General features: G+C 43.9%; 18 protein-coding genes. 1 reads left to right on the top strand and 17 read right to left on the bottom strand.

What is annotated here, in order from left to right:
- Window positions 1-84 precede the first annotated feature (84 nt).
- The 15 genes from M0696_RS07865 to M0696_RS07795 all read right to left on the bottom strand — a co-directional run bounded on the left by M0696_RS07865 (window position 85) and on the right by M0696_RS07795 (window position 15743).
- Window positions 85-1989, bottom strand: a complete 1905-nt coding sequence (locus M0696_RS07865; protein ID WP_222142755.1) for a PTS fructose transporter subunit IIABC — start codon at window positions 1987-1989, stop codon at window positions 85-87.
- Between the two features lie 14 nt (window positions 1990-2003).
- Complete coding sequence (gene pfkB / locus M0696_RS07860) at window positions 2004-2915, bottom strand: 1-phosphofructokinase (RefSeq protein ID WP_166853273.1); 912 nt, start codon at window positions 2913-2915, stop codon at window positions 2004-2006.
- Window positions 2912-3667, bottom strand: a complete 756-nt coding sequence (locus M0696_RS07855) for a DeoR/GlpR family DNA-binding transcription regulator (protein ID WP_166853274.1) — start codon at window positions 3665-3667, stop codon at window positions 2912-2914. The genes pfkB and M0696_RS07855 overlap by 4 nt, the downstream gene beginning before the upstream one ends.
- Before the next feature lie 279 nt (window positions 3668-3946).
- Window positions 3947-5140: a sporulation-delaying-protein transporter subunit SkiZ gene (gene skiZ, locus M0696_RS07850; RefSeq protein WP_222142754.1), complete on the bottom strand. Its 1194-nt coding sequence runs from the start codon at window positions 5138-5140 to the stop codon at window positions 3947-3949.
- Entirely contained in the window at window positions 5137-5829 is a 693-nt protein-coding gene (gene yknY / locus M0696_RS07845) for an ABC transporter ATP-binding protein YknY (protein WP_222142753.1), read from the bottom strand. Before yknY ends, skiZ begins: the two co-directional genes overlap by 4 nt.
- Window positions 5830-6963, bottom strand: coding sequence for an efflux RND transporter periplasmic adaptor subunit (locus M0696_RS07840; protein WP_222142752.1), 1134 nt, complete (start codon window positions 6961-6963; stop codon window positions 5830-5832).
- A 4-nt stretch (window positions 6964-6967) separates the two neighbouring features.
- Entirely contained in the window at window positions 6968-7663 is a 696-nt protein-coding gene (gene yknW / locus M0696_RS07835; RefSeq protein WP_222142751.1) for a YknW family membrane protein, read from the bottom strand.
- 114 nt (window positions 7664-7777) lie between these two features.
- Window positions 7778-9592: an ABC transporter ATP-binding protein gene (locus M0696_RS07830; protein WP_222142750.1), complete on the bottom strand. Its 1815-nt coding sequence runs from the start codon at window positions 9590-9592 to the stop codon at window positions 7778-7780.
- A 10-nt stretch (window positions 9593-9602) separates the two neighbouring features.
- Window positions 9603-11360: an ABC transporter ATP-binding protein gene (locus tag M0696_RS07825; protein WP_222142749.1), complete on the bottom strand. Its 1758-nt coding sequence runs from the start codon at window positions 11358-11360 to the stop codon at window positions 9603-9605.
- 222 nt (window positions 11361-11582) lie between these two features.
- Window positions 11583-11816 (bottom strand): molybdopterin converting factor subunit 1, encoded by a 234-nt coding sequence (gene moaD / locus M0696_RS07820; protein WP_166853282.1) that lies wholly within the window; start codon window positions 11814-11816, stop codon window positions 11583-11585.
- Window positions 11809-12282 (bottom strand): molybdenum cofactor biosynthesis protein MoaE, encoded by a 474-nt coding sequence (locus tag M0696_RS07815; RefSeq protein WP_019714246.1) that lies wholly within the window; start codon window positions 12280-12282, stop codon window positions 11809-11811. The genes moaD and M0696_RS07815 overlap by 8 nt, the downstream gene beginning before the upstream one ends.
- The gene (gene mobB / locus M0696_RS07810) at window positions 12282-12803 is read right to left on the bottom strand and encodes a molybdopterin-guanine dinucleotide biosynthesis protein B (protein WP_019714245.1); all 522 of its coding nucleotides are present in this window, start codon (window positions 12801-12803) and stop codon (window positions 12282-12284) included. The genes M0696_RS07815 and mobB overlap by 1 nt, the downstream gene beginning before the upstream one ends.
- Window positions 12764-14056, bottom strand: a complete 1293-nt coding sequence (locus M0696_RS07805) for a molybdopterin molybdotransferase MoeA (RefSeq protein WP_166853285.1) — start codon at window positions 14054-14056, stop codon at window positions 12764-12766. The genes mobB and M0696_RS07805 overlap by 40 nt, the downstream gene beginning before the upstream one ends.
- A gap of 17 nt (window positions 14057-14073) precedes the next feature.
- A complete protein-coding gene (locus tag M0696_RS07800) occupies window positions 14074-15093 on the bottom strand; it encodes a molybdopterin-synthase adenylyltransferase MoeB (protein WP_222142748.1) in 1020 nt (339 codons plus the stop codon).
- Window positions 15094-15143: 50 nt separating this feature from the next.
- A complete protein-coding gene (locus tag M0696_RS07795) occupies window positions 15144-15743 on the bottom strand; it encodes a molybdenum cofactor guanylyltransferase (protein ID WP_222142747.1) in 600 nt (199 codons plus the stop codon).
- A gap of 135 nt (window positions 15744-15878) precedes the next feature.
- Here M0696_RS07795 and M0696_RS07790 point away from each other — a divergent pair, with 135 nt between their 5' ends.
- Window positions 15879-16844 (top strand): coiled-coil domain-containing protein, encoded by a 966-nt coding sequence (locus M0696_RS07790; protein ID WP_166853288.1) that lies wholly within the window; start codon window positions 15879-15881, stop codon window positions 16842-16844.
- A 40-nt stretch (window positions 16845-16884) separates the two neighbouring features.
- Here M0696_RS07790 and rok read toward each other — a convergent pair whose 3' ends face one another.
- Entirely contained in the window at window positions 16885-17460 is a 576-nt protein-coding gene (gene rok, locus M0696_RS07785; protein ID WP_222142746.1) for a transcriptional regulator Rok, read from the bottom strand.
- Between the two features lie 451 nt (window positions 17461-17911).
- Window positions 17912-18370: a TlpA family protein disulfide reductase gene (locus tag M0696_RS07780; protein ID WP_248602671.1), complete on the bottom strand. Its 459-nt coding sequence runs from the start codon at window positions 18368-18370 to the stop codon at window positions 17912-17914.
- Window position 18371: the final 1 nt, after the last annotated feature.

The raw sequence follows: 18371 nt of genomic DNA, 5'->3' as shown, positions 1-18371 counted from the left end.
AAGATAATAAAATACATAACTTAACCGCGCTCCAGCGAGCAGGATAAAGAAAAAGCGTCCTTTTGAATCAGGACGCTTTTTTTCTTATTTCTCTGTTACAGGTTTTTTAACGATACCAAGGATAATTGCCATCACGACAGCACCGATCACGATGCTTAATAAGTAAAGCAGCGGATGGTTAGTGATGAAGGCTACGAACACTCCTCCGTGAGGTGCCGGAAGCGTTACACGGAAGAATTCAGTTAATCCGCCGGAAACAGCTGCACCAACGACAGCAGCTGGAATGACGCGAAGCGGATCAGCTGCAGCAAACGGGATCGCTCCCTCTGTTACGAAAGCAGCACCCATGAAGTAGCATGTAATACCCGCTTCACGGTCACGCTGAGAGAACTTGTTTCGGAAAATTGTTGTTGCAAGTGCGATACCAAGCGGAGGAACCATACCGCCGGCCATAATCGCTGCATGAGGCGCATAGTTGCCTGCATCGATCATCGCGATACCGAACGTAAAGGCTGCTTTATTAAGCGGACCGCCCATATCGATCGCCATCATACCGCCCAAGATAATACCCATTAATACAAGGTTGCCAGTACCAAGGCTTTCAAGCCAGTTTGTTAAGAAATCCATAAATGCTGCTACTGGTGTATTCACAACGAAACGCATGATAATACCAGTTAAGAAAATACCAAGAAGCGGATAAATTAATACAGGTTTTAGTCCGTCAAGTGACTGCGGAATAAAAACGAATGCTTTTTTCAAAAGAACAACGATATAACCAGCCAGGAATCCGGCAATTAATCCGCCTAAAAATCCAGCATTTGCTTGAGTAGCCATAAATCCGCCGACCATACCAGGCGCAAAACCAGGACGGTCTGCAATACTCATTGCGATGAATCCGGCAAGAACAGCCACAATTAATCCTAATGCATTGTCACCGCCGATAAACTTAAGAGCTGCAGCAAATGTATTGTAAGTAGGATCATCCGGATTGGAAGAATTAATTCCCCAGAAGAATGAAATCGCAACAAGGATACCGCCGCCGACTACGAACGGAAGCATGTTGCTGACACCGCTCATCAGATGCTTATAAAACGCGCTTCCGATGCTGCTGCCAGATTTTCCGCTCGCTTCATCTCCATCGTTTGAAGCTGAAGAACCGCCGCTGCCTTGATAAACTGGCGCATCTTGATTCATCGCTTTTTCGATAAGCTCTTGCGGGCGTCTGATACCTGCTGTAACAGGTACTTGAAGTACGCGCTTGCCTTGAAAGCGCTCCATTTCAACCTGCTTGTCCGCTGCGACAATGATTGCAGGTGCATCTTCAATTTCTTGGGCTGTCAGCTTGTGCTTAATGCCGCTTGAACCGTTTGTTTCAACCTTTATGTCCACACCAAGCTCTTTCGCTTTTTCTTTAAGGGCATCCGCAGCCATGAATGTGTGTGCAATACCTGTCGGACACGCGGTCACGGCTAGGATTTTTCCTTTTCCGGCAGGTGCTGGTGCCGCTTCTTCTTCCTCTTCCTCTTCGTCATCATCCTTATCGTGCTGGTTAATAATGTCGATGATGGCATCTTCAGACTCAGCTTCAAGGAGCTGCTTGCGGATTTCTTCACGCATTAACAGCGTTGAAAGTCTTGACAATGCTTCAAGGTGAGTGTTGTTTGCGCCTTCAGTCGCCGCAATCATGAATACCAAATGAGCCGGCTGTCCGTCTAATGATTCATAATCGACACCGTCTTTTGAACGTCCGAACGCGATCGCCGGGTTGATAACGCTTGCTGTTTTCGCATGCGGGATAGCGATTCCTTCACCAATACCCGTTGAGCTTTGACTCTCGCGATTTAAAATGGCTTCTTTGTAGGCTTGTCGGTCATTTAACTTTCCAGCCTTATCAAGAACAGTGACCATTTCGTCAATAACATTTTCTTTTTCTTTGCTCTCTATATTAAGCTTTATCGTATGCTTCGTTAAAAGCTCAGTTATTTTCACTTTTGTTTCCTCCTCTATATACGTGTGACCTTAACTTCAGGAAGAAGCTGATGGACAAATTCTTCTGTTCCAAGTTCTTCAGAGAACGCGGTAGCGCTGCCTGATGTAACTCCTAAGCGGAAGGCTTCCTCAAGCGGCAGCTGTTTGGAAATACCGGCAAGGAACCCTGCAACAACGGAATCTCCCGCTCCGACTGAGTTTACCAATTTCCCTTTTGGCACGTTAGCAAAATAAACAGCTTCGTTCGTAAACAGAAGCGCTCCGTCTCCGGCCATGGATACGATTACATGTTCAGCGCCTTGTTCTACAAGCTTTTTCCCATAAGGAACGGCTTCTTCAACAGATGTAATTGTCGTGCCGAACATTTCTCCAAGCTCATGATGGTTTGGTTTCATCAAAAACGGTTTCATTTCTGTCGCTTTCAAAAGCGCCTCGCCTGAGATATCCAGCACAACTCGTGCGTTCTGCTGTTTGCAGGCCTCTGCGATTTTTTCATACGTATCATGAGGCAGTGAAGATGGAATACTTCCCGCAAGGACGACGATATCTCCTTCTTGCAGAGATTGGAACTGTTCTAAAAAGGCTTTGAAATCTTCATCTGAAATTGTCGGTCCCTGCCCGTTAATTTCAGTTTCATCACCAGTTTTCAGCTTTACATTGATACGGGTATCTCCTTTTACTTCAGAAAAAGCTGTTTCCAGGTTTTCTTCCCGCAAAAATGTTTTGATATATTCTCCGGTAAATCCGCCGACGAATCCGAGCGCTTTAGACGGTACATGGTGTCTTTTCAGCAGTCTCGATACGTTGATGCCTTTGCCCCCTGGATACTTTGTATCGTATGCGGAACGGTTCAGGCCTCCTACAGTAAAATCTTCAACGTGAACAATATAATCGACAGATGGATTAAGTGTTACAGTGTAAATCATGGTTTCACTACCTTTACGACAGTTTTTTCTTGGTAATTATCGAATGTAAGCTCTTCAGCGTCAGTCGTAATGATTGTTGCGTCGCCTATTCCGGCGAATGCCGAAAATGAAATTTCTCCGAATTTCGAAGGGTCTGCTAAGACGTAAGCGTGTTTTGCCTGTTTGACAGCTTTCTGTTTTAAAAGAGCCTCATCAGGGTCCGGCGTTGTGAAGCCAGCCTCTGTATGGACACCGTTTGTCCCCAGAAAACTCTTGTCGAATCTGTACTGATCCATGGCAATCAGTGAAGCGCCTCCAATAACCGCGCCCGTTCTGTGCTTTACGTATCCTCCAAGCAGATAAAAAGAAATTTCTTTCCTTACTAATGCTTCGATATGCATCACCCCGTTTGTGACAACGACAATATCCTTGCTTTTATCCATAAAATCAATCATGTGCAAAGTCGTCGTGCCTGCATCAAGGTAAATACAATCCCCCTCTTCTAACAGTGAAGCTGCTTTTTCAGCAATCTTCAATTTGTCGTGAAGGTTTTTGGATGATTTTTCAAGCATATCGGGTTCAAGTCTGATATCGGAAAGCTTGGCGGCTCCCCCATGAACACGCTTTAAAAAACCGCGTTCTTCAAGTGTCGATAAATCTCTTCTGATTGTTGATTCAGAAGCATTTGTCAGATTTATGAGCTCTTGAATTTTTACCACATCATACTTTTCTATTTGATCAATAATCAATTGATGCCGTTCAGGAGTTAGCATGCTTCACCTCCTAATGAAAACGTATTCATTTTGAATACAATTTCATTGTAAACGCTATTTTCAGTTTAGGCAACTAAAATCATTCAAATTCATTCAATAACTATCAAAATCTTTCACGTTTATCCATATTAACGTATGTATATAGGGTTTGTAAACTGTAAATTCGACAAAAATAAGGACAATTGTACGACATTTTCTTCTTATTTTAATGAAAAAAGTCTTTTATATTCATAGTAGAAGTCATTAGACATAAAAAAACCTCATGCATATTGCATGAGGTTACTCATAACGCAGTGCTTCAATCGGATCAAGCTTTGCGGCTTTATTTGCAGGAAGCATGCCGAAAATAACACCAATGAGCATACTGAACAGCACGCCCCCGCATACCACCTGCCAGGATATGAGCGACGGCCAGCCCGCAATAGCAGAAACAAGCGTGGCCCCTCCGTATCCGATTCCAATCCCAATCAGTCCGCCGATAAGCGTCAATACGACTGATTCAATTAAAAACTGAGTCAGAATCTGCCCCCTCGTCGCACCGAGTGATTTTCTGATTCCGATTTCCCGCGTCCGCTCCGTGACTGATACGAGCATTATATTCATGACACCGATCCCGCCGACCAAAAGAGAGATCCCTGCAATTGAGCCGATAATCGTCGTCATAATCGCCGTTACTTTGCCAATTCCGGCAGCAATCTCTTCCATGTTCATCACTTGGTACGAATCCTCTGTGCCATGATTGTCATTTACCAGCTGTGCCGCTTCCTTTCCAGCTGATTTTATGTCGTCTGCTGATTCGACTTGCAATGATACGTTACTGAAATCACTTGTGCCAAAAGAGGATTTCATCATATTAAAGGGCACATACATTTCACTTAAACCGAAAGAAAGCAAGCCGGTTTCTTTTTTCAGCACGCCGACAATTTCAACAGGCTGTCCGTTGATCCAGACAACTTCACCGAGAGGGGAGGTTTTATCAAACAGCTCTTCAGCCATCTTTTGTGAGATGACTCCGGCTCTTTTCCCCGCAAGAAAATCATTGTCGGTAAAGGTTCTGCCGCTTTCGATTTCTAAAGAATTGACTTTCATGTATCCATCGTTTATTCCGTTAATCGTAACATCGGTTTCTTCCTCATGATAACGCGCTGTCATACTTTGAGATGTCGAGGCGACGACTTGTTTGATGCCCTCTATCTCTTTTAAACCTTTAATATCGTTTTCTGTAAAAGTAGATTCTGCTAAGGCGTTCGGATTGCTTGCAAGCTCCTCATCGCTTGGCATATAGTACAGCTCCACGGTATTTCCCGGGCCGCTGATCGACTGCTTCAGCATTTGCTCTCCGCCCTGTCCTACCGCAACGACAACAATGACAGAGCCTACACCAATGATAATGCCTAGCATCGTTAAAACCGAACGCATTTTATGGGCAAGGACAGAGCTTAGAGCCATTCTGATGTTTTCTAACAGGCTCATTCTCCCACACTCCTTTGTCCGGAGTTGGCAGGAACAATGTTTCCGTCACGCACCATGACGATACGCTTCGTGCAATCTGCAACTTCCGGCTCGTGAGTAACAAGAACGATTGTGGTTCCCTCAGCATTTAATGCTGTAAATTGATCCATAATCGCCGTGCTTGTTTTCGTATCCAGCGCGCCGGTCGGTTCATCAGCTAAAATCAATTTGGGCTCATTCACGATCGCTCTCGCAATTGCAACTCGCTGCTTCTGTCCGCCCGACAGCTCATTGGGCATGTGGAGCATCCGATCGGCTAACCCGACCTTTTCCAACGCTCTCTCAGCCCGCTCCTGCCGTTCTTTTTTGCCTATGCCGGAATAAATCATCGGCAGCTCAACATTTTTTTTTGCGTTCAGCCGCGGAAGAAGCTGAAATTGCTGAAATACAAAACCGATAGACCGGTTACGGACTGCCGCTAATTCTTTATCTTTATATGAAGAAATATCTTCGCCGTCTAATTTATACGTACCGGAAGTCGGCCGGTCAAGACATCCGATAATGTTCATGATCGTCGATTTCCCTGACCCTGACGGCCCCATAATCGAGACATATTCCCCTTGATGAATGATCAAATCAATAGAATGGAGAACATCGAACGTTTCCCTGCCGATCTGGTAACTTTTTCGCACATTAGAAAGCTGAATCATTTATGCTTTCACTTCCGTTCCATCTGTCACCTGATCAGAAGGATTCAAAATGACTTGATCATCTTGAGAAAGTCCCTCTTTAATTTCTGTCAGATCATCTGTTTCTTCACCAATTTTGACATCAATTCGTTTTGCTTTTCCGTCTTTTACTGTATACACATAATATTGATCATCTTCTTTTTTGACAGCCTTTGAAGGAAGCGTATTTGCTTTCCGCTTATCTGTTTCTATATTCATGATGAATTTAAAGCCGGGCTTTCCTTCTGGAAGTTTCCCTTTTATTTTCACTTGAAGGGGGTATTGGACTGCTTGTTCTGTTCCTTGTGCCGCAGTGCTTTCCTGTTGATCCGGAACAAGTCCGACTGCGGAAACTGTGCCTTTCCATGTTTTACCCTGAATTACATCTGAAGTGAGTGTGACCTTCTGGCCTTTTTTCACTTTCAGTGTATCGTATTCAGACAATTTCCCTGAAACGACAAGGTCTTTCGGGTTGCCGATATGTATGACAGGCTCTTGAATATCTGATTTTTTCGATGCAGCTTCTTGGTTGACAGAAATAACGGTGCCTTCGATCTCGCTTTTCACTTGAAGATCTGACACCCGATTGGAAAGTGACTGCCGCTGAAGCTCGGTTTGTTTTAAATCGATCTCAGCGGTTTTTTCCTGCATTTGAAGGTTCGTCCGCTCAGATTCAATTTGTTTTGCTGCTTCTTTCTTTCCAACCTGTTTTGCCAGTTCTTTTTCTTTGCTGTCTAAGGCTTTTAACTTTTCTTGAATTTGGGCAATTTGAAGCTGGTTCGATTCAGCCGTTAACTGGTTCTGTTCTTTTTCGAGGCTCAGCTGCTCATTTGTATAGGTGACCAAAGGCGTGCCCTTTTTAACTTTATCGCCTTCCTTCACTTTAATGTCTTCTAATGTCCCTTTATCTGCTTCATAAAACACATACTGTTCATTTGAAAATTTAAGTGTGCCGGGAACCATAACCGTTGACGACATTTCTTTTTCTTCGAGGCTTCCCGTCTGAAACTCCTGCCCGGCACTGCCGCTTGTCGGAGCGGCAGACCGGTAAATATTCATTCCAATAAATAGAGCGACTAAAACGGCGATTCCAATTCCGATCCAGACTTTTTTCATGAGTTTATGCACCCGCCACAGAGTTGATTAAACCTGAAAAGAACGAAAATAAGACCAGAATCCCGAAAAGAACAATCACTGAAATCCATCCTGCTTTTTTTGAGATACCACCTGTTTTGTGAAGTCCGATTGCTAATAATACATAGCTCCATATGCTAAATATCTCAAAGGTATTTAACACACTGGCAAGAGCCCCGTCAGATGGGATAATCCCTGCCAGTGACGTCGTGCTGTAAAGGGGATTCACGTCAGTCGTAAAAGCAACGATTCCGTTAACCAATAATCCAAGGCTGCTAATCAAAGAGACAAACAGACCGAGTGAAAGCATTTTTTTGTATGTCGTAACTCCGCCTGATATTTTTACACAGAGCCAATAAATAAGAGGGGCAATAAATAACGCTGCAATACCGCCGAATATAGCGCCTGCCATTCCTCCAAATTTGGTAATCGTTGCTACAGTTTCAATTTGTTCAGCTGATAACCCTTGAGTGTCCCCGCTTTTCAAAAGCTCACTATAATCCGTACCGAGTGATTGCAGCACCGCGCCAACGATGATAATCGCTACAACAATAAAAAGCGGACCCCATACAGCCGGTCTTTCTCTTATTCTTTCAAATTGAACGGACGGACTTGTGATCACTCCAAAAAGTGATGGCTTTTCAGTCGCCATTCCGCCGTTTTTTTCTACATTTGTTTCCATTATAAAACCTCCTTGAGAATATCTAACAAATAGTACGGGAGAAGTATCAAAAAGTTTCATTTTTTATTAGTAAATTTCCAAAAGCCTTCAATATATAACTGAAGGCTTTTTATATTATTCTATCGCTGTGCTGTATTGCGCTTTCACAAGCCCGGCATAGATGCCCCCTTTAGAGAGCAGCTGCTCATGGTTTCCTTCTTCCATCTTCTTACCGTGATCAAGAACAATGATGCGATCGGCGTCACGGATCGTGGACAATCTGTGGGCGATCATCACTGCTGTACGCCCTTTCAGCAGCGTTTTTAACGCCTGCTGAATTTTCACCTCCGTCTCTGTATCAATACTTGCCGTTGCTTCGTCGAGGATGATAATAGCTGGATCGGCGAGCAATGCTCTTGCAAAGGAAATGAGCTGGCGCTGCCCGGCCGACAGTACGCTGCCCCTTTCCTCCACCTCTGTTTTGTATCGTTCTGCTAAACAAGAAATAAACTCATCCGCTCCGACCGCTTGGGCTGCTTTCACCACTTCTTCGTCTGAAGCACCCGGCCGGCCAAAACGAATATTTTCCATGATAGTCCCGGAGAAAATAAATGTATCTTGCAGCACAATGCTGATCTGAGATCGCAGACTGGCAAGAGAAAGATCCTTAATCGGAATGCCATCGATTTTAATGGTGCCTCCCGTGGCATCATAAAAACGGCTGATTAAATTGGCGATCGTCGTTTTCCCGCTCCCCGTATGTCCAACAAGCGCAAGCGTCGAGCCCGCCGGGATAGCGAAGGAAACCGCGTGAAGGGCTTTTCGTTTTTCATCATAGGAAAATTCAACCTCTTCAAAACTGATCTCCCCACTTATCTTTTTCTTATGAATGGCATCCGGCTTCTCCTTGACATTTGGCTGTTCGTCCAGAAACTCAAAAATCCGTTCTGATGATGCCATCCCCATTAACAGCTGGTTATAGACCTGGCCCAGTCTCGAAATAGGTTCCCAAAACATGCCCAGATAGAAGGCAAAAGAAACGAAGACGCCAATCGTGATGGTTTCATTCATGATGAGTGTGGCGCCATACCAAATCAAAACAGCAGTTCCTATCGCATTCGTCATTTCTACCAGCGGACGGAACATGGCATTTTTTCTTGTTGCTTCCCGCCATGATTTGTAGTTCTCCTGATTGACACCGTCAAAATACGTCATGTTTTCTTCTTCCTGTGTAAATGCCTGTGTGACACGGATGCCCTGAATGCTTTCGTTCAGATGAGAATTGAGCTTTGATTGCTTAAGGCGCACCGTTTGCCAGGAGCGGCGTATTTTTTTTCTGAGACTTGTTGAAATAAAAAACATAATCGGCAGTGTCACCATGATGACGATAGTCAGCTCTGGGCTCAGCGTAAACAAAATGATAATAACGCCGGCCAGAAGCAGCAAGTCCGTCAATAAGTTGATGACTCCGCTTGTAAAGAGCTCCTGAAGAGAGTTAATATCATTCATAATCCTGACCAAGATCGACCCGGCCGACCGCTGATCAAAAAACCGGTGGGATAAGCGCTGCACATGGGTAAATAAATGCTGCCGCAAATCGTATATCACATGTTGGCCAAGCTGATTCATCCACCTGATTCTTAACACATTGGCCGCATAATTGAGGACATATAAACCGCTAATAATGAAAATGAGCTGAATCAGCAGCTCCGAGTTTCTCGCTGTAATGGCTTGATCGAGAACATAAACGCCGATCAGAATAGGAATCACAAGCTTTACAGCAGTCCCAATCAATACGGTGAGAAAAGAAAGCGGCAAAATTGTTTTTCGATATGGTTTGACATAGCTCAGCAGCCGCCACATTTGAGCCCAGTTAAAAGGCTTTTCAATGATTTCATCTGAAGAATAATAGAAACGCTCCAAAATCCCCTGTTTTTTTGCTTGTTTCATATGGCCCTCCCTACCCGACCTGATGCGGCTCATTGATCAATTTGACATCACGGTATTGCAAATCGTAATTTTTTTTATAATAGCCGCCTTTTTCAAGAAGCTCTTGATGTGTTCCCCTTTCACAAATGCGCCCCTTATCAAAAACGAGAATTTCATCGGCGTGTTTCAGTGAAGAAATGCGGTGAGCGATGATAAAGGTTGTGCGGTTTTCCATGACTTCTTTTAAGGCAAGCTGTATGCTGTGCTCCGTTTGCATATCTACTGCACTTGTGGCGTCGTCCAATATTAAAATGCTCGGGTTCAAACAAATGGCTCTCGCAATGGCGATACGCTGTTTCTGTCCGCCGGAAAGCCCCATTCCCCTCTCTCCCAGCATCGTGTCATATCCATCTGGAAGCTCCATAATAAAGTCGTGAGCCTGCGCCCTTTTTGCCGCTTCGATAATGTCTTCCATCGAGGCATCCGGCCTCCCGTATGAAATGTTTGATCGAATCGTAGATGAAAACAGAAAAGATTCTTGAAGTACGACCCCGATATTGGAGCGAAGAGTTTTTAACGAATAATCTGTGATGGGTTTGTGATCAATGGTAATCATTCCGCCAACAGGGCTGTAAAATCTGGTGAGGAGCTGTGTAACTGAGCTTTTGCCTGAACCTGTCGGGCCCAATAGTCCGATTACCTTCCCGCTGCTAACCTCAAAGCTTACATTGCACAGCGCGTTTGTTTGTTCTTTTCCGTATGCAAGAGAGACATTTTCGAAATGGACATTGCCGGTTAATTTTTGTTTATGCAAAGCGTGAGCGGCGTCTGTGATGTCTTCTTCTTTTTCCAGAATTTCCAGCAGGCGTTCACCTGATGCTTTTGCTTGCGAGAACATATTGATTACAAAGCCTAAGTTCATAATCGGCCACATCATATAATTGACGAGACTGAAAAAAGCGACAAGCTCGCCGGGATTAAGCTGATTTTGCATGACCAAGTAGCCGCCATATGAGAGGAGAGCTACAATACAAATATTACCGATGAACTCCATTAAAGGGAAATACGCAGACCAAATGGATGATGTTTGTAAATACTGTGCCCTGTATTCTGCATTAGCCTTATTGAAAGTGCTGATCTGAAAATCTTCTCTGGAAAGAGATTTCACCGTATTGATGCCGCTGATATTTTCCTGAACTTTTGTATTGAGTGTCGCAAACGATTTGCGGATGCCTCTAAAGGCAGGATGGACCCTTTTGTCAAACTGATATACAGCAACAGCGAGAAATGGCAGAACAGCTATTGTTACAAGCGTAAGTGAAACAGAATAGTAAAACATGACCGACAGGCTGATGGCGACCAGCAGGCCGAATCGAATGAGCTCAGCGAGACCGTATGACAAGAAAAAACGAAGCCCTTCAACATCAGCTGTCAGCCTGGACATCAAATCTCCTGTTTTCGCGTTATCATAGTAAGAAAAAGAAAGCCGCTGCAGTTTTTCATACAGGCCATTTCTCAGCCGATAAACGGATTTGATTCCGAACATATCACCTAAATATTGATGAAAAAAAGTGGCGGTTCCTTTCAGGGCCATTACCGCAATAAATCCTAAGCTAACCCATGCTGCAAGCTGATACTGCCTACCCAGTACGATTTCATCAATCGTAATTTGCAGGATAATCGGGTATACGACAGTAATCGCAGTCATCAAAAGCATAGCCAGAAGCGACCACATAAACACTTTTCTGTACGGCCAATAAAACATTTTTAGTCTTTTAAATGTCTCCATATCCAGCACCTTTCCAGTTTTTATCATCTTTACTATATCGATACCCGAAATAAATTTCTATTGTTTTTCAAAAATTCAGTCTAATGATGGAGTGAGTCTCTTACTTTATAGGGAATCCCTTATGTAGAATAAACGCTTACAGAAAATCATTGTATGCTGAGGATACTTGGGGATATGCGAAAAAAATAAAGAAAAACCGGATGGCTGAATGCCGTCCGGTTTTCATCCACCGCTGACCGGCGGAATGATAGCTACCGTGTCACCTGAAGATACGGAGGTGTTTTCTTTTACATAGCTTTCGTTAACAGCAATCATAGCTGTATCAATGGATTCGAGGCCGTATTGTTCTTTTAGACTCGCTTTTATCTCGTCTGTCGTTGCTTGTTCCATATCTATTTCCACTGCCTGTGTGCCGGCCTGTTCGGCAAGCCCTGCAAATAAAAGAATTTTAATCATGCTGCTCTCCCTCGCTTAGATCTGGTTTTCCGTTCGGATAAGCTGTTGTTTCAAGCTGGTCGCCGATCCATTTCTCACCGTCTTCCCAAATTTCTTTTTTCCAAATCGGCACAATCTGTTTAATTCGTTCGATAGCATACTCATTGGCTTCATAAGCAGCTTTTCGATGGGGTGAAGATACAGCGATCACGACCGCTGCTTCACCGATATCCAGGACACCTACACGGTGCGTGATCGCGGCTGAAGCGCCCTCCCACTTTTCTTCAATTTCAGCGCCGATTCGAGCCAGCATCTGCACGGCCATCGGTTCATATGCCTCATATTCAAGGCGAACCGTTCTTTTTCCGTTTGTCCATTCCCGAACCGTGCCAATAAATGTAGTAATTGCCCCTGCTTCCCGTTTCTCCACTTTTTTGATGATGTCTTCAGTAATAATGGGTGTTTTCGTAATCTCAAACCGTTCCATTATGCAGATTCCCCCTTCAGCTGTGAAAGCACAAAATCCACGGCAACCGGATCATCCGCATGAAAAACGGGTAATCCCTGATGCTCTGTCATATGCTCTTTTTTTCTATAGATGATAGCGATTGTATTTACTGCCTGCAGCGCTTCTAGATCTTCCTTTTCGCTTAGTATAACTACTTTAGGATAAGGGGCTTTTTTAAAGCCTTCTATCAGAAGGCAGTCTGTTTCGAGAAACCGATGTAACTCGATCAGCCGCGGCAAATCCCAATTGCGGCGGGCTGTCAGCTGTAACACCCCGGCACCTTCTACTGCTGTCACATCAGCGCCTGCCGCTTGGTATCGGTCAGTGTCTTTTCCGTCAGTGAACGTTTGCGGTTCACCGCCGTGACCGTGATGCTTCAGGCAGCCCAAATTGAGCCCCTGTTTAGAGGCTTTTTTAAGAATACGCTCGATAAATGTTGTTTTCCCGCTGTTTTGAAACCCTACAACTTGGACGATCGGGAAAGGACGGACCAAGGCCATTCACTTCCATTCTCTTCTCTGATGAGCAGCACTTGAACCGTTCGGCCAGATTCATATCCTCTCGTGCCGCCCGGCAGGATAATAAACGCATTTGCTTCTGCAAGTGACGTGACGGAGCTCGACTTATCTAATCCGACGGGAGCCGCCAGCAGCTTCCCTTCCTGGTGGTACACGAACGCACGAACAAATCGGGTAAATGGGTTCGGCTTCGGAAAATCCTTTGTCAAAACAGCTTCCGCACAAATCGAATGCGGTTTTTCGTTGAGCAGCCACGTCTGGATCATCGGTTTGACAAACAGTTCAAAACCGACATAGCATGCTGACGGATTACCTGAAAGTCCAAACAGCAGCATATCGTTTGCATGCGCCACCGTTGTCACGCTGCCCGGGCGCATAGCAACTTTATTAAACAGCACGTCCGCTCCGAGTTTTTCATAGATCGCAGGCAAAAAGTCAAAATCACCGACTGACACGCCGCCAGTTGTGATTAGAAAATCAACCTTTTTCGTGGCTTCTCTGACGGCGGCGAAGCTTTTATCCAGATCATCAGAAATTTTCCCTAAATAAAGTGGTGATCCGCCTGCTTCTATCACTTGCGCATAAACCATACTGGCATTGCTGTTACGGATTTTCCCCGGCTCTAGCGGATCACTGACATTCAGCAATTCGGTACCGGTTGCGATAATCCCGACAACAGGTTTTCTTACGACAGGCACAGATGCGTATCCGAAGGTTGCCAAAAGCGCAGTCACTCCTGGTGTCACTCGGGTGCCCTTTCTCAATAAAACACTCCCTTTTTGAGCGTCTTCACCTGTTTTTGAAATATTATCGCCCGGCTGAAAGCGGCGTTTTAAAGACATAAACGCCTTGCCATTCTCTTCAAAGGTTTGAGTCAGCTCAATCATGACGACTGCATCTGCCTCTTCAGGGATTTGCGCGCCAGTCATAATCCGCACGGCCTGAAATGGGCCAAGTTTTTTTTCAGATACAGCCCCCGCTCCAATATGGTCAATGACCTCAAACCGAACTGGGTTTTCACGTGAAGCTTCAGCTGTATCACACGCTCTTACAGCAAAACCGTCGTATGGCGAACGGTCAAATGCAGGTACGTGGTGATCCGCTGTTATGTCTTCAGCTAAAAATCGATGAAGGCTGTTTTCGAGCGCCACCCATTCTATTTCTCCTTGTTTTTGAAAATGGCTGACACGCCGAACTGCCTCGTCTACCGGTATCGGTGTTCTTTTCTCCAGCATTCTGACCCCTCCTGTTGTTACAATCCAATCACTCTTGCCAACACAGAATTGGCTTCTTTCACATCATTTGTCCCATGGACCAGTGCCCGTCCGTCATTGAAAATGACGATTCTGAAATCTTCGTAAAAAATATGCAGCAAAAATGCATTGGCCTCGACTTTGCCGATTGTTTTCAACCGCTTGATGAGCTCCTGTTTCGGAATTCTTTTTAATGACTCCGACCTTACCTGTACTGTATCACGGCCGCATAGTACAGCGGCTTTTGGTGTGTTCCAGTCTTGGAGGTAAGGGTAAACCGCCTGTGCTCCGCAAGACGGACAATCCTCACGGCGAACATGATTAACGTTAATCTTCATATGCGAATTGTTCCAGACATCGAATGTCACAAAACCGCGCTGTATCGCTTCTGTTTGGCCGGTTAACAGCTTTAATGCCTCAGCCTGCTGATAAGCCGAAACGATATGCACAGCGGGCGGTATGATTCCGGCAGTATCACACGTCGCTCCGCCGACAGGAATCTGCTCAAACAAACAAGACAGACAAGGTGTTTCTCCCGGAATGATCGTCATGAACATCCCTTGGCTGCTTACACAAGCGCCATAGACCCACGGTGTCTTTGTTTTCTGGGCAAGATCGTTTATCAGCATGCGGGTTTCAAAATTATCAGTCGCGTCGATCACGACATCTGCTTTTTTAATCAACGGCTCAAGTGTTTCGGCTGTTCCTTCGGCAACATACGCCTCAATATGTATTCCGCTGTTAATCGCTGATAGATGCTCTTTGGCAGCCATGGCTTTCGGCATGCGGAGTTTGGCATCGCTTTCTGTGTAAAGCTGCTGCCTTTGCAGATTGCTCCATTCCACATAGTCACGGTCAATAATGGTAATGGTACCGACTCCTGCTCTCGTAAGCCCTTCCGCTCCTGCAGTCCCGAGCGCTCCAGCTCCGACAACCAGTACATGGCTGTCTGCCAGCCTTTTCTGGCCATTTTCCCCTATTTGCTTAAATCTGATTTGCCGTGAATAACGCTCCTCCATCAAACCTGATCTCCTTATCTTTTATGTCATCTTAACATGTTTTTCCCCCATCAGTCCCACCTGAAGGAGTTCGTTTTTTCTTCCAAACGCCTAAAATCATCACGTGTATTAACATTGACAAACTCTGCCGGGTTTGCCCCGATCTCTTCAGCCTGTACGTAACAAACCGAAATTTGGCCTAACAAATCTGATATTCTTAATCTCTTCTCAGAAAGCTGGTCATATAGAATGGGCATGATTCGTTTATGGTAAATTGCAATCAATGGCTGCTCCCGTCCGTCTGAAATCGGAACGACCGCGTCTATCCCCGGAGTCATCAGACGCTGGAGCTTCAGCATCGTCCTTCTTTGTATCAACGGCGTGTCACAGGAAAGAACAGTATAAAGATAACCGTCTGTCTTTTTAAAAGCCGTATATATACCAGCCAATGGCCCCATGCCTTGAAATGGATCGGCATCTTGATACACTTCATTTTCACCGTTTTCTTGAAATCTATCAATAAACTCAGGACGGCTGATGATAACCGTATGTTCTCCAAGCGCCTGTTTAGCCCATTCGTAAAACATTCTGCCCTTCCATTTTACAAATGCCTTCGGTTCCCCAAAGCGCCGTGAAGCTCCTCCTGCCAGCAGTACGTTTATATGCTTCATGTCATCTCACCTCTAGTTCGTTAAAAGCATAGCAAAAGCAAAGCCCTAACGCCACTGCTTGTCTGTTTATTAAAGAGGAATAGCTGTTCAGTATTTGCATATTGTAGTGTTAACATCATGAGGGAGATGGTTCGAATGAAAAGATCAGGTCCTTTTTTCCACGACGTGTCTCAGGAGAACCTTTATTTAAAATCTGAGCTTTCAAGGTGCCATAGGCTGATTTCCGAACTTGAAGCAAGCTACTTCCATCAGAAAAATAACAAACTGCTTAAAGAAAATAACGATATGAAAGAAAAACTCCAGCAGATGTCTGCCGAATTAACACAAATGTCAACGAAAGAGAAACACGCCTCCCATACCAGCCAAACCCTGCACCAAATAAGAGCTGAACTGCTTGGTAAAATCGTTGCGTTGCAGGAGTTACTTTCTGCTGAAACCTATAAACGCAAAGCCGAAATAGAAGAAAAACATAAACTTCATATTGCTAACATCAAAATTGAAGAAGAAAATAAAAATCTTCATAAACGAATCAGCCATCTTCAAGCCTCTATTGAGCAGGAACAGGACGCGCTGCTTCAGGCAAAACAGCAAACCGATATGATAAAAGCCGAAAACGGCCGTCTAAAAGAGCAAATGGTAGAAAAAGAATATCAGCTAAAACATATTAAAATAGAAATTGATCATATGAAAGATCGAATCATAGAAACGAAAGAAAGGCTGCTCGAAATAGAAAAAACGAAAGAAAAATTATTTCACGAAACTATTATATCGTATAAAAGGCAGCTTGATGAAAGTGATGCCTGGATTGCTTCTCATTTTGCCGATATTGATGGCGGCACGAAACAAAAAGAAGAAACGGAAGAAGAAGCTTCAGCGGTCTACGCGCAGCCAAATCATGTAGAAACCATACTTGAAGATGTCACCAAACAGATACATGTGCTTCAAAAACAGCTTGCCCGCGCCCAATCATCAGACCAGGCCATGAGCCATACAATCGAAGAGCTGAAAAACAGAGCCGTTGAAGAAAAGCCATATCAAAAGTGGGTATATAAGCTTAATCTTGAAAAAGAAAACAAACCTTCACAGAAAAAACCTCAATAAAAAAACTGCTTGAGCCATGCCAAGCAGTTTTTCTGTATCTTTATTCATTTGCTGATTCTGCTGATTCAATTTCGCCTTCTAAAATGTACTGGCCGCGATACGGCTTTTTCACTTCCGGGTACATTTTAATTAAGCTTTGCATAAACGTTGTCATATTAGGGATTTCAAGGCCGCTTTCTTTTTCAATCTCTTTTTGAAGCTCAGAGCTCTTAATCGCCGCGTTGTGGCGTTTTAATGTTTTAATTGCAGCTTCACGCAGCTTAGCTGCTTTTGACCCCGGTCTTGCCGTCCCTCTTCTTCTTCGTGTTGTGCCATCTGGTATACCGGCAGGAAGAGAGGAAATAGTTTGAAGCTGAGGCTGAACAGACTGCTGCTGTGATTGTGGCTGATAGCTTCTGATTTCCTGAGCCGCAAGCTCAGCGAGAACCGGCAGAGAGTCAGGTTTTTTTTCAGAACGGAAATCCTTTTTGATTTCGGAAGGGCTTCCATTTCTGTCAAGCTCTCTTAATTTTGCGTATATTTTATCACGTTCAATTTGATATTCACGAATGACTTTCACTTCAGCTTCATTTAATTGTTCTAACCGCAAGCGCAAAGCTTCTCTTTCATTAAACATTCCTCAATGTACCCCCTATCAAAATTAACATCTTTAATTAAGATATTAGATTACAAAAGTAATTTTATCAACTATTATTTTAGCATTTTACTATTATATTTACTCTATGAAAAATTCCTTATTTTCTGAAAATGTTTTATTTTTCAACAGAATCCTTTATTCACAAGGGATAGAGGGCTTTTCGAGTTCATTTGGTATAATGTTGAAAATATATATATTACTTACTTCTTTATTGAAATTTAGTGTAATATCTACAATTTTCGAGTTATGGGATATGAAATTTATCTAAAGTTGAGGAAAAACATCAAAAAATTAGCTGTGTTTTTAGCGTATCAATCAAACAAATCACCATTTCCTATGCCCAAATTTGGAAAAAAAATCTTCTTGCTCTTCTTCGGTTGCTTTCTTGTACAAATAAAAAAACCTGATCTTAAATCAGGTTTATGAAAAACTATTCAGATGCCTGTTCTGTTTCAGCCAGAACACGGTTCACACGTTTTTCAAGCATTTTCATACCGCTCCCGCCGGCTTGGAAGTGACGGAGCTGTCCTGTTTTATCAAACACATAGTATGCAGGCACATATTCATTTCCAAATGCATCGGTTAAAGTATGATCGCTGTCGACAAAAATCGGCTGAGTGATGTTATGTTCAGCAGCTACTTCTTTAATTTTGCCGAGGTCAAGATCATCTTCGGAACGAGGCATATGCACAGCTATAACGTTCAGTTTATCTTGATATTTATCACGAAATTCATTCACTTGCGGCATCGCTTCTTTGCACAGATGGCAGCTGATGGACCAGAAATGAATAAGCGTCGGCTTTTCTCCGATCAATTGCTCTTTCGTTACTTCACCATTGAACCAGGCTTTTTCCCCAGTCAATTCAGGCATTGGCTGACGTAATTTCATT

The organism is Bacillus rugosus (assembly GCF_023238245.1).
Lineage (GTDB): Bacteria > Bacillota > Bacilli > Bacillales > Bacillaceae > Bacillus > Bacillus rugosus.
The sequence above is the reverse complement of the archived record's forward strand: the minus strand, read 5'-3'. Positions and strand labels throughout refer to the sequence as shown.

Bases quoted from the DNA above. Each gene is read 5' to 3' on its own strand.
- M0696_RS07855 (WP_166853274.1), bottom strand. From the start codon at position 3,667: ATGCTAACTCCTGAACGGCATCAATTGATTATTGATCAAATAGAAAAG.
- moaD (WP_166853282.1), bottom strand. From the start codon at position 11,816: ATGATTAAAATTCTTTTATTTGCAGGGCTTGCCGAACAGGCCGGCACA.
- skiZ (WP_222142754.1), bottom strand. From the start codon at position 5,140: ATGAGCCTGTTAGAAAACATCAGAATGGCTCTAAGCTCTGTCCTTGCC.
- M0696_RS07795 (WP_222142747.1), bottom strand. From the start codon at position 15,743: ATGAAGCATATAAACGTACTGCTGGCAGGAGGAGCTTCACGGCGCTTT.
- M0696_RS07815 (WP_019714246.1), bottom strand. From the start codon at position 12,282: ATGGAACGGTTTGAGATTACGAAAACACCCATTATTACTGAAGACATC.
- M0696_RS07790 (WP_166853288.1), top strand. From the start codon at position 15,879: ATGAAAAGATCAGGTCCTTTTTTCCACGACGTGTCTCAGGAGAACCTT.
- pfkB (WP_166853273.1), bottom strand. From the start codon at position 2,915: ATGATTTACACTGTAACACTTAATCCATCTGTCGATTATATTGTTCAC.
- M0696_RS07830 (WP_222142750.1), bottom strand. From the start codon at position 9,592: ATGAAACAAGCAAAAAAACAGGGGATTTTGGAGCGTTTCTATTATTCT.
- M0696_RS07825 (WP_222142749.1), bottom strand. From the start codon at position 11,360: ATGGAGACATTTAAAAGACTAAAAATGTTTTATTGGCCGTACAGAAAA.
- yknY (WP_222142753.1), bottom strand. From the start codon at position 5,829: ATGATTCAGCTTTCTAATGTGCGAAAAAGTTACCAGATCGGCAGGGAA.
- M0696_RS07840 (WP_222142752.1), bottom strand. From the start codon at position 6,963: ATGAAAAAAGTCTGGATCGGAATTGGAATCGCCGTTTTAGTCGCTCTA.
- M0696_RS07800 (WP_222142748.1), bottom strand. From the start codon at position 15,093: ATGGAGGAGCGTTATTCACGGCAAATCAGATTTAAGCAAATAGGGGAA.
- M0696_RS07780 (WP_248602671.1), bottom strand. From the start codon at position 18,370: ATGAAATTACGTCAGCCAATGCCTGAATTGACTGGGGAAAAAGCCTGG.
- mobB (WP_019714245.1), bottom strand. From the start codon at position 12,803: ATGGCCTTGGTCCGTCCTTTCCCGATCGTCCAAGTTGTAGGGTTTCAA.
- rok (WP_222142746.1), bottom strand. From the start codon at position 17,460: ATGTTTAATGAAAGAGAAGCTTTGCGCTTGCGGTTAGAACAATTAAAT.
- M0696_RS07805 (WP_166853285.1), bottom strand. From the start codon at position 14,056: ATGCTGGAGAAAAGAACACCGATACCGGTAGACGAGGCAGTTCGGCGT.
- yknW (WP_222142751.1), bottom strand. From the start codon at position 7,663: ATGGAAACAAATGTAGAAAAAAACGGCGGAATGGCGACTGAAAAGCCA.